Source organism: Aeromonas sp. R3-1 (assembly GCF_040908345.1).
Taxonomy (GTDB): Bacteria; Pseudomonadota; Gammaproteobacteria; order Enterobacterales; family Aeromonadaceae; genus Aeromonas; species Aeromonas veronii.
Window position 1 is genome coordinate 1 of record NZ_JBFODN010000030.1, and the last position, 12,794, is coordinate 12,794.

The 12,794-nt window shown below is 56.2% G+C and carries 11 protein-coding genes and 2 pseudogenes; 3 read left to right on the top strand and 10 right to left on the bottom strand.

Going from position 1 to position 12,794, the window contains the following annotated elements:
- Window positions 1-110, top strand: a pseudogene (locus tag AB5Y85_RS01735) (IS481 family transposase); the annotation flags it as partial.
- 107 nt (window positions 111-217) lie between these two features.
- Here the strand turns inward: AB5Y85_RS01735 and AB5Y85_RS01740 are convergent.
- The 9 genes from AB5Y85_RS01740 to AB5Y85_RS01780 all read right to left on the bottom strand — a co-directional run bounded on the left by AB5Y85_RS01740 (window position 218) and on the right by AB5Y85_RS01780 (window position 8,919).
- Complete coding sequence (locus AB5Y85_RS01740; RefSeq protein ID WP_101531634.1) at window positions 218-1,507, bottom strand: aminotransferase class III-fold pyridoxal phosphate-dependent enzyme; 1,290 nt, start codon at window positions 1,505-1,507, stop codon at window positions 218-220.
- Window positions 1,504-2,259 (bottom strand): NTP transferase domain-containing protein, encoded by a 756-nt coding sequence (locus AB5Y85_RS01745; protein ID WP_101531633.1) that lies wholly within the window; start codon window positions 2,257-2,259, stop codon window positions 1,504-1,506. Before AB5Y85_RS01745 ends, AB5Y85_RS01740 begins: the two co-directional genes overlap by 4 nt.
- Window positions 2,256-3,101, bottom strand: a complete 846-nt coding sequence (locus tag AB5Y85_RS01750) for an aldo/keto reductase (RefSeq protein ID WP_257688003.1) — start codon at window positions 3,099-3,101, stop codon at window positions 2,256-2,258. Before AB5Y85_RS01750 ends, AB5Y85_RS01745 begins: the two co-directional genes overlap by 4 nt.
- A complete protein-coding gene (gene pseC / locus AB5Y85_RS01755; RefSeq protein WP_101531631.1) occupies window positions 3,092-4,234 on the bottom strand; it encodes a UDP-4-amino-4,6-dideoxy-N-acetyl-beta-L-altrosamine transaminase in 1,143 nt (380 codons plus the stop codon). The genes AB5Y85_RS01750 and pseC overlap by 10 nt, the downstream gene beginning before the upstream one ends.
- Window positions 4,231-5,235, bottom strand: coding sequence for a UDP-N-acetylglucosamine 4,6-dehydratase (inverting) (gene pseB, locus AB5Y85_RS01760; protein WP_257688004.1), 1,005 nt, complete (start codon window positions 5,233-5,235; stop codon window positions 4,231-4,233). Before pseB ends, pseC begins: the two co-directional genes overlap by 4 nt.
- A gap of 105 nt (window positions 5,236-5,340) precedes the next feature.
- On the bottom strand, window positions 5,341-6,174 hold the full coding sequence (locus AB5Y85_RS01765; protein WP_257688005.1) for a cobalamin-binding protein: 834 nt from the start codon (window positions 6,172-6,174) through the stop codon (window positions 5,341-5,343).
- A complete protein-coding gene (locus AB5Y85_RS01770; protein ID WP_257688006.1) occupies window positions 6,167-7,129 on the bottom strand; it encodes a cobalamin biosynthesis protein in 963 nt (320 codons plus the stop codon). The genes AB5Y85_RS01765 and AB5Y85_RS01770 overlap by 8 nt, the downstream gene beginning before the upstream one ends.
- A complete protein-coding gene (gene mtnN / locus AB5Y85_RS01775) occupies window positions 7,126-7,818 on the bottom strand; it encodes a 5'-methylthioadenosine/S-adenosylhomocysteine nucleosidase (protein WP_257688007.1) in 693 nt (230 codons plus the stop codon). The genes AB5Y85_RS01770 and mtnN overlap by 4 nt, the downstream gene beginning before the upstream one ends.
- A gap of 168 nt (window positions 7,819-7,986) precedes the next feature.
- Window positions 7,987-8,919, bottom strand: a complete 933-nt coding sequence (locus AB5Y85_RS01780) for a ZIP family metal transporter (RefSeq protein WP_257688008.1) — start codon at window positions 8,917-8,919, stop codon at window positions 7,987-7,989.
- Window positions 8,920-9,257: 338 nt separating this feature from the next.
- On the opposite strand from AB5Y85_RS01780, the gene AB5Y85_RS01785 reads away from it, so the two are divergent.
- Window positions 9,258-10,889, top strand: coding sequence for a methyl-accepting chemotaxis protein (locus AB5Y85_RS01785; protein WP_257688009.1), 1,632 nt, complete (start codon window positions 9,258-9,260; stop codon window positions 10,887-10,889).
- Between the two features lie 412 nt (window positions 10,890-11,301).
- Here the strand turns inward: AB5Y85_RS01785 and suhB are convergent, their stop codons facing one another.
- Window positions 11,302-12,105 carry an inositol-1-monophosphatase gene (suhB, locus tag AB5Y85_RS01790; protein ID WP_005352992.1) on the bottom strand — a complete coding sequence of 268 codons (804 nt, stop codon included), beginning with the start codon at window positions 12,103-12,105 and terminating at the stop codon, window positions 11,302-11,304.
- A 199-nt stretch (window positions 12,106-12,304) separates the two neighbouring features.
- Here suhB and AB5Y85_RS01795 point away from each other — a divergent pair.
- A pseudogene (locus AB5Y85_RS01795) lies at window positions 12,305-12,759 on the top strand (hypothetical protein).
- The last annotated feature ends 35 nt before the right edge of the window (window positions 12,760-12,794 follow it).

Genomic DNA, 12,794 nt, shown 5'->3' on the forward strand with positions numbered 1-12,794 from the left:
ACACCCAGCGGCCACATCAAGGCAGGATGATGGAGGGGCAGACCCCTTACAGCATGTTCAAAAAGGGTCTGAAATTGATACCGAAGGAAGTGCGCACTAAAGTAGCGTAAACAAGACGCCGGTTTGAGGCCGGTGTCAGGTGATAACTAGAACTGTACAAATAGTGCGCATAGAATAAAATCATTGTTGTATGCGCACTTATGGATATTTTTGTTAGTCAACGTACTTTAAAAACAGGTTGAATTGGCTCACCATCAAGATTTTTTTCTATTGTCATTTTACTATCATGATCTATCAGCGCAGGTAGTATTTCAGTATATACTTTCAATATGTTATTGATATCCGCGTAGGTATGAGAGTAGTTGAGGTTATGACTTCCTAGTGTCAGGATACCTCGCTTACATAACTCTTGCATCAGATAGCTTTTCAATAACCAACTTGAGTGATTGTGAGAGTCAGAGATTAACAGAAAACACCATGTAGGGTGTCCCGCAGTTTTTATCCATTCTGGTGCTTTTATATCAGTTAATATGGTGTTCAAGCCATCAAGGAGAAATTGTCCTCGTTCTGTTAGGCAAGCAGGTATATCGTAATGACGCATTTTTTTGATGACGGCCTTAGCTGCAGCTAAAGCAATAACATCGCCGCCAAAAGTTCCTGAGAAAAAAATGTCTTCCATACGCTTCATATACTTCTTACGCCCGACGACGGCAGATATCGGGAATCCATTAGCCATACCCTTGCCAAAAGCTGCAAGGTCTGGCGTTACTCCGAATAGAGTTTGCGCCCCTCCAAGATGATTTCGAAAGCCGGTAATTGTTTCATCAAAGATAAGAAGCGTACCATGTTCATCACAGAGCTGACGTAGACCGGGCAGAAAATCCGGGGTTGGCCAGGTTACATTCATCGGTTCCAGAATGACGGCTGCAAACTCGCCCGGGTGAGCTTCCAGCAGACGCTGCAGCGAGGCAAGATCGTTGTAGTCAAATCTGTGCGTCAACTCTCTCACGCACTCGGGGACCCCCAAATGGCGGGTTGTCGAGCCTATATACCAGTCTTGCCAGCCGTGGTAGCCACAAACGGCTACCCGCTCGCGGCCTGTGACCGCACGGGAGAGCCTGATACAGGCTGAGGTGGCATCAGTCCCGTTTTTGCCAAAGCGAACCATTTCGGCGCAGGGGATGAGCTCAATGAGCTGTTCAGCGACTTCGGTTTCCAGCCGGTGAGGAAGGGAGAAGATCGAGCCCAGATTGAGCTGTTCCATTACCGCTTCATTCACATCCGGATCACAATATCCAAGACTGATGGCCAGCAGGCCGCTGGCGAAATCAAGATACTCGTTGCCATCTACATCCCAGACATGTGCACCTTTGCCGCGCTCGATAAAGAGTGGGGCGGCGCCATAGGGAAAACAGAGGCGGCTTTTGGAGAAGGTTTGGGAGCCGAGAGGAATGCTCTGTTCCGCCCGAACCGAGAGAGCAAGTGAATGTTGATAACGTGGGGTCATATGTGATTCTCCTTGGCTAGCGAATTAGCCAATCCTTCGTTGCGTTGGTGCCGGGTATTCAGTGTTGCCAACTCCGGCTGCTGCGCCAGCAGGTCGAGGATATCGTCGGTCGTAAAGGTTGGGTTGGCAGGATAGAGAGCCTGATAAATGCGCTCCACCAGCTCAAAATCGGCAGGCTCATCGACAGTCCAGCGTAGGTGGGCCAGCGAAGGCGCGCGCTGCAGTTCGCCGATGGAAAACTGCTCGGGATGACAGCGAACGTAATAGGTGACATGTTCCCGCTCGGTTTGCGTGGTGGCTTTTTCCTGCAAGGTTACCAGAGTCGCTCCACTCATGATCTCGGCATCCAGCCCATCCGGATAACTGGGATTGCCGCAGTTGCTGCTGTAGTCGAACTTGCCCGAGAGATGGAGGGCTATCAGCTCGTCTATTACCATAGGGTCTGCCAGTGGGCAGTCAGCTGTGAGACGCACAACATGGGTCGGACTGTAGGGTTGGGCCGCCAGATAGAAACGCAGCAATACATCGTCAAGAGGACCGCAGAAACAGGGAATATGCAACTTTTCGCACAGTTCGGCAATGGCACGATCTTCTGGCTTATCGCTGGTGGCAACCAGCAGCTTGTCCAGTAGCTTGCTCTGTTGCAGCCGTTCGATCTGCCTTGCCAGCATGGGTTCGCCCAGCAGTTCCTTTAGTACCTTGTTGGGCAGGCGGGAAGAACTGGTTCTGGCCTGCAGAATACCCAAGATCATCGTGTTCTCCAGAGTCCGGGGTTGATAAGTTCCTGTTCCATAGACGCCAGATGGGCGATATCGGCCTCGTAGCACTCGTGCTGTACTTGACTGACCGCAACGATGGCGGCCAGCTCTTGGGCATGACAAACACCGACAACAAAGCGGCTTACCTGTGGTAGGGCTGTCATGATGGAGAGGGCTCTGCCAAGCGGGGCCACCGAGGGATGCCAGTGGTCAAACCGTTCAAGTGCGGTAGCGAAACGCTGAAAATAGTCAGGTCGCTGCGCTGGTTGCATCAATAACAGGCCCTGTAAAAAGAGCGAGCGAACATGGATTTCACACCCCATATCTACCAGTTTGTCGAGCCATCCAGTGCGTAAAAAGCGTTGATCGAGCAAATTGGCAGGTAATTGCACCAGTTCCAGAGGATAGCCAACTGCGCTCCAGGTATCGAGCTCCTCCGGGGAGTAGACGGAGATCCCGAGTTTTCCGATCGCGCCCTGTTGCTGCAAATCGGTGAGTAACTCGAACAAGGCAGGTGAGGCATCTTGGCTACGGTGCAGCAGCAAACCATCGAGCCGTTTTCGCCCCAGCCAATGCAAGCTGTTGTTGAGCGCTGCCTTAACATCGGACAGCGGTAGCCCTGGTGCCAGCTTGTCGATGAGAGTGAAGTCGGTGATATCTCTTTGCCCCAGCCTCTGCTCGGCATTGCCATAGGCTTGCGCCGTATCCAGGGTATCGATACCTGCTTGACGAGCTAACGCAATGATCGCGTCGAGTTCCTCATCGCTGACTTGTCCGTCGTGATTGCTGATCCCGTAATCCAGACCGAATTGCACTGTGCCCAGAGCTAGCCGCATAGAGCCTGCTCCAGCGCATCTACGACCTGTTGCTGCTCTGCAAGAGTCAGAGCCGGGAACAGTGGAAGAGAGATTGCTCCCTGATAGTAGGCTTGTGCGCCCGGATAGTCTGCTGGGTCATGTCCCAGCCCACGGTAGTAGGGTTGGGCAGGGATAGGAATATAGTGAACGTTGACGCCAATGCCGGCAGCACGCAGGCGGGCAAACACCTGATCGCGTTCAGCCACCTGAATGACATAGAGGTGATAACCGCTCTGGCGATTATTACTCTGCTGCAACGGCTGGACTGGCAAGAGGGATAACAGCGCGTCATATCGCCTGGCAAGTTCACGACGCTGGGTAATGAACTGATCAAGACGGCTCAACTGACTAAGCCCTAGTGCCGCCTGAATGTCGGTCAAGCGATAGTTGAAGCCCAGAAGTTGTTGCTCGTAATACCACTCTCCGGGAGAGGGCATGAACAGCGCTTGCGGATCGCGAGTGATTCCATGGCTGCGATATAGCCGCAATTTGGCTGCGAGTTCCGGATCCCTGGTGGTGATGGCGCCTCCTTCTGCGGTCGTAATCGGTTTGACTGGATGAAAGCTGAAGACCGTCATATCGCTGTGACGGCAACTACCGATAGGTGACCCCTGATAGTGGGCACCCAGTGCATGGCAAGCATCCTCGATCAGAACGATTCCGTACTGGCGACAGAGCGCACCGATCTCTTCGAGATCGCAGGGCTGTCCGGCCAGATGTACAGCAATCAGCGCTTTTGGAAGGGAGTGGGTGAGCACTGCTTGCTGCAGTTTCTTATCCAGTGCCAATACATCGAGGTTACCGGTAGCAGGGTCAACGTCGACAAAATCAACGTTGGCATTGCAGTAGCGAACGCAGTTCGCCGAGGCAACAAAACTGACCGCAGAAACCCAAACTGTATCTTTGGCGCCAATATCCAGTACTGCGCAGGCCAGATGAAGCGCAGTTGTGCCGTTACTGCAAGCAACCACATGCGGCACGTGGCAGTAATCGGCCAGTCCTTGTTCGAAAGCGGGAACGGCTTCGCCTTGGGTCAGATAATCAGATTTCAGTACGGTAACGACAGCTGCGATATCGGCATCGCTGATCGATTGGCGGCCATAAGGGATCATTCGGACAACACCTGCTGGTTCATGCTCTGTAGTTCGGCTATCGACAGAAAGTGCTGATTATTTAGAGAATTGTATTCAAAACCTGGAGTAACCAGCGTGGCTGTTTCGCCCAGAGCATTAAGGCTGAAATCATTGTTGCGGCTATTGAAGCTGATGCTGGGGGCAATCACGTAGTAGTCGCTGAACTCATAGGTGTGGAAAGAGTCGTCTGCCGGGCACATTACCTCGTGGAGCTTCTCTCCGGGACGAATACCGATAATCTCCTGCTTGAGCGACGGGGCCATAGCAGTAGCAAGGTCGGTGATCCTGACCGAAGGTATTTTAGGTACGAACAACTCTCCGCCACGCATGCGCTGGAAATTGTGCAATACAAAATCCACCCCTTGCTGCAGTGTCAGCCAAAAGCGGGTCATCTCAGGATGTGTGATGGGAAGCGTATTGGCGCCGCTCTTGATCAGATTGTCGAAAAAGGGTACGACCGAGCCCCGTGAGCCGACGACGTTGCCATAACGCACGACCGAGAAAATGGTGGGATTCTTGCCTGCCATATTGTTGGCGGCGACAAAGAGCTTGTCAGAGCAGAGTTTACTTGCACCATAAAGGTTGATCGGGTTGGCGGCCTTGTCCGTGGAGAGTGCGATCACCTTTGATACGCCATTATTGATGGCAGCCTTGATGACGTTTTCGGCGCCCCCAATGTTGGTTTTGATGCATTCCATCGGGTTGTATTCAGCGGCCGGTACTTGTTTGAGCGCTGCTGCATGCACCACGAAATCGACATCGCGCATCGCCATGTCGAGGCGCTCGGCATCGCGAACATCGCCGATAAAGTAACGCATGCAGGGATCGTTGAAACGCTGCTGCATTTCAAACTGCTTGAGTTCATCACGGGAGTAGACGATCAGTCGTGCAGGCTGGTAACGGGATAGCACGGTTGCAATAAACTTTTTGCCAAATGACCCGGTGCCACCGGTAACCAGGATTGTTTTTCCATTAAACATGACGGTGTCCCATGATGAAGATTGGTATCTATAGAATTCTAAAGCACTTTTTATGCCATTTGCAGACGTATATTGGTAGGCGTGATCTGAATGGCTGTTTTTTGGCTACTGGCTGTTGGGTTGGGCAATAGCTTGGCAAACCTGTTCCACTGCATTAAGGGCTCTCGGGGTGAAGCGGTGCAGCTCATCCGAGTTGATCAAATCGAGTCGCTGATGCTGTACGGCGTCGAGATTGAGCCACTTCAGCCAGTGACGCAGGGTGTCAGGATCTTGACTCCCTGCCAGGATCAGCGATGGGTTGGCTCTGATCACCTGTTCCATGTCCACTTGAGGGTAAGGGGTCTTAGCATTCGCCATGATGTTGATCCCGCCGCAAAGTTTGATGGCCTGAGCTGGCCAGGCATTGCCACTGACGCTGGTGAGCGGCGGGTACCAGAGTTGGTAGAACACCTTGACGCCGGTTGGTTGGCCATAGCGCTGTTGCAGGGAATGCAGACGCGCCAGATAGCGATCAGCGGCTTCGTTGGCACTTTTCTCAACACCCAGCAATTTGCCCAGCGCCCGCATCTCGGTCGCCAGCGAGGCAAAATCGGTGGGCTCCGAGTAGAAAACCGGGATACCCAGCTGCTCCAGCGGGGCCAGCATGCGTGACTGGGCCGAACGCCAGCCCAGGATCAGGTCCGGTTTTTGCGCCAGCAGCGCCTCGACATTGATGCTGCGATAATTGGCCACCTTGGGCTTGTTTTTCACTTCTGCAGGATAGTCGGAGGCATCGTCGATGGCGACCAGCTTGTCACCGGCACCGATGTCATAAAGCAGCTCGGTAAGATGGGGTACTACGCTCACCACCCGGCTCGGAGTGGCGGCCTGCAGCGCAGCGGGCAACCAGGCAAGCAACACGCAGGGCAGCCAGAGCGGCAATCGCAACCATCTAACCATGAAGTAACCCCGCCACAGTGACAAGCAGCGCCAGCATCAACCAGCCCCAGCCAATTCCTTGCAGAATATTGAGCACCTTGCGCGGTGACTCACCGTCGGGGTCATCACCGCTGCCAAGTATCGACCAGCGTTGCAAGGTTCCCTGATAGTAGCGGGGGCCGCCAAGGCGGAGCCGGCACTTGTCAGCAAGTAGCGTCAACAGCATCCCGATGGCGGGATAGGGCCAGAGCGCGCCACTGCGCAGCAGCTGTGCGGCCTGTTTGAGACGGCTTGCCAGCAGTGGCAGCGCCAGCAGCAAAATGACGGAGGCATTGAGCCCCTGATAGAGGGCGCTGGCGGCGCGACCAAAGTGGTCGAAGGCGGGATCTTTGCGACTCCAGCTCTGATTCATCAGCTGCACCAGCCGCCAGAGCAGGGCGCCCTGTACGCCAGCCAAAGCAAATCCCAGCAGCGGGCCAGCCCATTGGCCGACCAGACGCAGGGCGCAGCTCTCCGTCACCGCTTTGGCGAGCCCCATCGCCGAGAGTTTGCCTGTCTCCCGTTTGAGCCAGGGGGCAGACTGCAATCTCGCCAGCGGCAGGGTCTCCTGCGTGGCGAGCGAGCGGGTGGCATGGGCGAGTTCGCGTAGCGGACGGGATTCGAGCATCAGCAGCAGGAACAGCAGGTCGAAGATCGGCTCGCTCAGGGCCAGATTGCGCAGCGACCAGAGCCCGGCAGCGCAGGGGAGCCAGACTACCAGCATTGCCAACAGGCCGGCCTGCATTTGCTGGCCGGGTGAACCATCGGGTCTGTGTACCTTGTGCCCCAGCCGGGTCAGCAGGGGCGTGACGGCCGAAAGACGCAGATGGGATGGCCACGGGATCACCATCTCCAGCAGGGCTGCCCCCACCAGAATGGCCGCCGTCGTCGAGAGGAGGGCGTCGGCCATCAAATCAAGCGAGCCGGTTTCGATCACAGTTTGCCGAGCATCTTGATAATCACTTCGGCGGAGTGCTTGCCGGCCACTTCGATGAAGGCATCGAAGGATTCAACCTGTTCCTTGCCGGCGATATCGGACATGGCGCGTACCACCAGATAGGGCACTTTGAACATGTGGCACACCTGACCGATGGCGGCACCTTCCATCTCGACCGCCAGCATCTGCGGGAAGTCGTCGCGAGCCTTGGCGATGGCGTCCGGTTTGCACATGAACTGATCGCCGGTGCAGATAAGGCCAACCTTGGTCTGGTGCTTGCCCTGCTCGGTGATGCAATCCTGAGCGACCGCGATGAGCTTCTCGTCGCAGGGGAAGGCGGCGGGTTGCTGCGCCATCTGGCCCATCTCGTAACCAAAAGCGGTCACGTCGACATCGTGGAAACGCATCTCGCTGGCGATCACCACATCACCGATATGCAGATCCTGGGCAAAGCCGCCCGCAGAGCCGGTATTGATGACGCAGTCGGGGGCAAATTTTTCCAGCAGCAGGCTGGTGGCCACGCTGGCGGCGACCTTACCGATACCGGAGCGGGTCAGGATCACCTCTTTGCCTGCCAGCATCCCTTGATAGAACTCGCAGCCGCCCAGTTGCAGGGGGGTGGGGTTGCTCATCTGGCTGCGCAGCAGGGCCACTTCTTGCTCCATAGCGCCGATAATACCTACTTTCATTGCTGACCTCATCTTGATAGCCGTGTGGCTGAATTTAACTTGCTGTAGATCATAACAAAAGATGGCGTCGGCGCCGAGAGGCACAAGCGAAAGGAGAGATGAAACGCGGCGCTCCATATGGAAGCGCCGCAGGTGACAAAAAGCATTGATGAGGAGAGGAGAAGGCCTTTAGCCGAGCGCGGTGTCGAGGGTCATCATCAGGGCAAAGCCTGCCATCAGGCCAAGGGTGGCATAGGTCTGATGACCGTTGCGGTGAGTCTCCGGGATCACCTCGTGCGAGACCACAAACAGCATGGCGCCGGCGGTGAGCCCAAGTCCGATGGGGTAGGCGATGGCAAGTCCGCTGGAGAGCCCCACTCCGAGCAGGGCGCCAACCGGTTCGAGCAGGCCGCTGGCGATGGCAACCAGCACCGCCACCGAGGGGCGAAAACCGGCGGCGCACATGGCCAGCGCTACCGCCAGTCCTTCGGGTATATCCTGCAGTGCGATAGCGGTGGTGAGCGGCAGTCCCACCGACATATCCCCCTGCGAGAAGCTGACCCCGATGGCCATCCCCTCCGGCAGGTTGTGCAGGGCGATGGCAAAGACGAACAGCCAGACCCGGGAGCAGCTCTCATGGCCGGGGCCGCAGGGGCCGGTTTTGTCATGCTCGTGCGGGGTGAACTGATCCAGCCCCAGCATCAACAGCACCCCGAGGGTCATGCCGACCACCACCACGGCGGCGGCGCTAAAGCCGTTGCCGGTAATCCCCTCGGCGGCCTCCAGCCCCGGCAGCAGCAGGGAGAAGGCGCTGGCCGCCAGCATCATGCCTGCGGCAAAGCCCAGCATGGTGTCCTCTACCTTTTGCGGTACCGAGCGCAGAAACAGAGCGGGCAGGGCGCCGATGGCGGTGGCGGCAAACCCGGCAGCACCACCGACAAGGCCGTAGCGCACGCCGCTGGTCACCTCTCCGGTAGCGAGCATGATGAGACTCTGCAACAGCAGTAACAAGACGGCAGCCAGCGCGATAAAGAGACCGAGGGCAGTGAGCGGGCGGCTTTGCATCTGGCTGCGCAGTTGCTGTGACCAGGATAACGGAGGAAGATCTGAAAGATGGTCCATGGCATGGCCTCAAGGTGAGCAAAGTGGATGATGGCATTACATCGACTCGGCCACCCCTTGTCCATGTCTGCAAGGCGATTGCCGCTATCGAAAAATGGCGTCAGGTGAATATGAAGTTTTTTGTGATCCGGCTCCGATTGTTGGTTTTGTTAAGTTGCTTTTAATTTTTAAAGAAAAGTGAGGGCGTGGTCGCTTTGTGCTAGAGTGCGCGCCTTTGCGGAACTCTACCTTCCCGGTGTTCTGCATTTTTTCCCGTCAGGAAGGTCCGGGGATTTGCTCATAGGGACGTGATCGCCACACTCCATTCGCCTGTCAGCAGTAGAGGATCACCCGCCACTATGTTTTACAAAAATCTCTCCATCGGCAAAAAGATTGCCGTGGTTTTTGCGGTCATTGCCGCAGTCAACGTTCTCTTCGGTGTTTTTCTCTCCAGCGAATTGCGCGGTGTGCGTGATCGGGTGCTGAACTTTACCGACTCTACGCTGCCGAGTGTCCTGTCGGTCGAAACCCTGCTCTATGACGTCTCCTATGTCCGTCGTGCCCAGTTTGCCTTGCTGATGGTGAACGATGCCGCTGATCTGCAGGCTCGCCGCAGCCGGATCCAGCAGAATATCCAGAAAGTAGACAACGCATTTCACGCCTATGAGGCGACCGTCGGTGCTGATCATGAGCGTCAGGTGTTTAATCAGGCCAAACAACAGTGGCTCAGTTACCAACGTGCAGTGAACGAGTTTGATCAACTGCTGGTACAAGGACAACAAGAGCAAGCCAAGGCACAGTTATTTGCCTCGAATGCTGCTTTTGGTTCTTTGGAGCGGGCAGTTAATGCTCTGATCGATGTGAACCTCGGTTTTGTGAAGGAAAACCGCAGCAGCTTGCTTGGAAGCGTCAGCATGGTGACCACTTTCGCCATGGTGAGCATTGGTGCTCTGCTGGTGTTCATGGTGGTGATGACCTGGTTCCTGACCCGCCAGATCTGCCTGCCGCTGCAAGCGGTAGTGGCTCAGGCCAACGCCATTGCAGCTGGCGATCTGACCCATCAGCTGGAGCGTCAGCACATCGGCCGCGATGAGCTGGGCATGCTGGCCAAAGCCTCCCTGAAGATGCAGGACAACCTGCGCGGTCTGATTGAAGAGGTGGTAGCGGCGGTTACCCAGTTGGGGGCGGCGATTGACGAAGTGAGTGCGGTTTCCGAGCAGTCTGCCAAGGGTATTCAGAGCCAGCAGCAAGAGATTTCGCTGGTGGCGACGGCCATGACCCAGATGAAGGCGACCGTTGCTGATGTGGCGGGCAATACAGAGCACACCTCTGAGTCTGCCAGTGCAGCTAATACCTTGGCCCGCAAAGGCAACCAGGATGTGCAGCGTTCGCTGGTGGCGATCACCCGTGTGGCTGAAGAGATTGAGCAGGCTGGCACGCTGGTGGCCGAACTGGAGCGTGAATCCGCCCAGATCAACGTAGTGGTCGATGTTATTCGCAGCATTGCCGATCAGACCAATCTGCTGGCTCTCAATGCCGCCATTGAGGCAGCCCGTGCGGGTGAACAGGGCCGTGGCTTTGCGGTGGTTGCCGATGAGGTGCGCACCCTGGCGGGCCGCACCCAGGCCTCTACCGGCGAGATCGTCGCCATCATCGAAACCCTGCAGTCTCGCGCCAATCAGGCCAAAGAGGTGACCGGGCTGAGCTGTGACATGATCCGTCAGTGCGTCACCCAAAGCGAGCAGACCGGCACCGGTATCCAGCAGATCGAAGAGGCTGTCGCCCAGATTGCCGATATGGCGATCCAGATTGCCAGCGCCTGTGGTGAGCAGGATGCGGTGTCTGATGAGCTGGGTCGCAATGTTGGGCGGATCAACGAATCCGCCAATGAGGTGGCGCAGGGGGCGGATCATACTGCCCGCGCGTGTCTGGAGCTGAGCCAGCTGGCGGTGGGTCTGAAGCAGACCATCGGGCGCTTCCGTCTCGCCTGATAAGGGGGCTGGAGTGCTCCGGCCTCTTTATTCATAAAAGTCGGGGCGCTTTGCCTGCCCTCACGACACCCGGCCATGTGCCGGGTGTTTTTTATCTGGCGATGGGTACGAGGCCTGATGGTTGGGGCTCTTCATACAGAGGATGAAGATCAGGGCAAACTGGGAGGGAGATCAGATGCTTATCTCTGCCTGTGTGGTGATATTCAAGAAGGTTGGTTAAGGCGTGTTTGCTAACGAGAGAAGGGCGACGAACTGTTTTGGGGATGGGGAACGGGGCGAGCGGTTGGGGCGCGAGCTACGGGGGAAGAAGAGCATAAGCAGTTGGTTGGAATACCCTGACAGGGTATATCGCAGCAATAAAAAAACCGGCTTGCGCCGGTTTTTTTATATTGGTGAAGGCTGGGGAGCTGGCTTATTTGGCCAGAGACTCCGGCAGCTCTTCGCGGATCTTGCCGAGCATCTCTTTCAGGACACGCGGGTTGGCAACCACGATGTTGCCGGAGTTTTCGTAGTTGTGACCGCCTACGAAGTCGGTGACGATGGCGCCAGCTTCTTTGGCCAGCAGTTCACCGGCAGCGGTGTCCCAGGGTTTCAGGCCGATTTCCCAGAAACCGTCGACGCGACCGGCAGCCACGTAGGCCAGATCCAGTGCGGCAGAGCCGGAGCGACGGATGTCGGCACATTCGATGAACATGCTCTGGAACATCTTCAGGTAGGACTCGATGTGGTGCTTTTGTTTGTAGGGGAAACCGGTCGCCAGCACGGTGCCAGCCAGCTCTTTGGCTTTGCCGACACGGATACGGTAGCCGTTCAGCTGGGCGCCGCTACCACGAGTAGCAGTAAACAGTTCGTCACGGATGGGATCGTAAACAACGGCTTGTTCGGTTTTGCCTTTTACGCGCAGGGCGATGGAAACGGCAAAGTGCGGAATGCCTTTGACAAGGTTGGTCGTGCCATCCAGTGGGTCAATGATCCATTGGTAGTCCGGATTGGTACCGGCAATCTCACCAGATTCTTCAGCAACAATGCTGTGCTCCGGGTAAGATTTTTTGATGGTGTGAATGATGGCCGCTTCGGCTTCACGGTCAACGTTGGTCACGAAGTCATTGCTGCCTTTTTGGATAGCCTCAATGTTCTCTGGCTGGGAGAAGGCTTTTACTACAACTTGACCGGCGTTGCGCGCAGCGCGCACGGCGATATTCAGCATCGGATGCATAGGTTCACCACTGGATGTTAAAGAACGGGGGATAAAAGGACGCGGTATGATACCAGTATTTTTTGCGATGGCAACTGTTATCCCCCTACGACCAATTGATTACCACTGCCAGATTTGACGGCTCCAATATAGACCAGATCTGCGCTAGTCTTATCCCAGCAGCCGGATACAGGCTGTCATGAGCATAGGGATGTGAACCATGAATTTGTCATTAGTGAGTCAGAACGTGTCCGCGGCCAGCGAGGGACTGTTGGCCATCTTGCGGTCATCACCCGAGTATGGTGATCACTTTGCCCACATCACCGTGACCCCCTGGCCCAGTGGCAACCGGCCAAGACGGAGGCGGCGATCCTGCTGATCGACGGCGATGCGCCCTGGCAGGATGCCGGATTTGCCCGGGGAGAGGATGAGACGATCGGTTTGCCGGTCTTGCCGCTGCTGATCCGCAAGGGGGACAAGGAGCTGACGGTCTGCGGGCCGGATGTGCGTGACCCCCGTTTCTATTTTGTCTCAAACGGCATCGTGCTAGATGAGTCGGAGCTGGCCGAGCCTGCCTGCAGCCGGGTGCTGTTGCGCAAGCTGGAGTCCTACTTCCCGCTGCTTTCCCGCCTGATCATGCTGCGTCAGCGCAAGCCGGTCGCCATGATCAACTAATATCTACTATTGCCAGAGCGCACCAGCGGCGCACC